Raw genomic sequence first — 1,206 nt, 5'->3', positions numbered from 1 at the left:
TCTTCGACAACCCCTCCATCAAGAACCGCACGAACTGCATCGAGGCGTTGCTCCACAACGGACAACACAACCAGCACCAATCCCGGCCTCCTCGAGTCCGACGCCCCACGGAGACGTCGTACTCAGGCTGCCGAAACATGCCCACGTTGCACATCAACCGGCGCACGAATGTCGCGCATCACCCGGCACAGGACAAACTCCCGCCGATCCCTCTTGCCGAATTTGGCTCTTATGGATCAAGGCGCGCCTTCGGCGCGCGGCGCGGGCGTGCGCATGCGGCCTCCGGCCGTTCACCGCCCGCGCCCGCTCTCGGTGTCTTCCTCAGTACCAAGGGCATTGCCTCCGGCGGGGGCCTCACGACTCCGGGACGACGGGTCGAGTTGGCCGGCTAGGCGGAGTCGGGGCGGGTGCGGATCGGAGCGGACACCCCTGGACAATCCACTAAACCGGTGTGTGTCGTCACGCGTGCTGTGGTCAACGATGGACGCCTCGAACTCGACTACGGATCAGAAGGTTGGGGGGTCGAATCCCTCCGAGCGCGCAAACAGACCCCAGGTCACAAGGTAGATGACCTGGGGTTTTCTCATGTCCGAGGCAGCCGCTGCAACGCCACTGCCGACACGGCGCCGGCACTGAGGAGCCCGGACCCTCGTCCGGCTCGTCCTCGCCTAGAGGACGGTGCGGGTCGTGGCCGCTGGTTGGTCGCCGGTCGGACCCGACAACACGGTTGTGACCTTGCCATCTCCCCGGTGGATGGTGTTCGATTCTGGCGGACGCGATCGACGTGTCAGGAGGGTGTCGGTGGGCATCACTGCGACGTGGGCTGTCACCACGGAGCCTGACCGGTTCGCGGCACACGCTCGCGACGGTATCGCCCCGCTCCTCGACTGGTCGCCGACGGAGGACGCCGGCAACGTTCGTGCGCCGTGGAGCGTGCTTGAGTGTCGTGAGATCGACCTCGGCGCATCGGCGCAACTCGTGGACTGGTGGGAGAAGGCTGACGGCTCGCCACTGCTGCTGATCGGAGTGTTCGACAGCGACGGGGCCGATGTCGTCTCTTACGGATCAACCGGCACAGTGCGTACGTTCATCGGTCTTGAGGGGTACTGGGGTTGACCCGGTTCGACGGACACGGTTGGTGTGAGGTTGGTTCACGCTACCTGTTCGTGGGTGGTGGCTGGGGTTGATTCGAATGTTGCGGGGCTG

1 protein-coding gene is annotated in these 1,206 nt (G+C 65.1%); it reads left to right on the top strand.

Annotated features, from left to right (window positions below; translation table 11 throughout):
* Positions 1 to 801 precede the first annotated feature (801 nt).
* The gene (locus E0H73_RS45580) at positions 802 to 1,116 is read left to right on the top strand and encodes a hypothetical protein (RefSeq protein WP_131367563.1); all 315 of its coding nucleotides are present in this window, start codon (positions 802 to 804) and stop codon (positions 1,114 to 1,116) included.
* Positions 1,117 to 1,206: the final 90 nt, after the last annotated feature.

Origin of the sequence: Kribbella pittospori, assembly GCF_004331465.1 — a bacterium.
In the GTDB taxonomy this organism is placed as follows: Bacteria; Actinomycetota; Actinomycetes; order Propionibacteriales; family Kribbellaceae; genus Kribbella; species Kribbella pittospori.
Note: the sequence above shows the minus strand (reverse complement) of the source record. Positions and strands in the feature narration are given on the sequence as shown.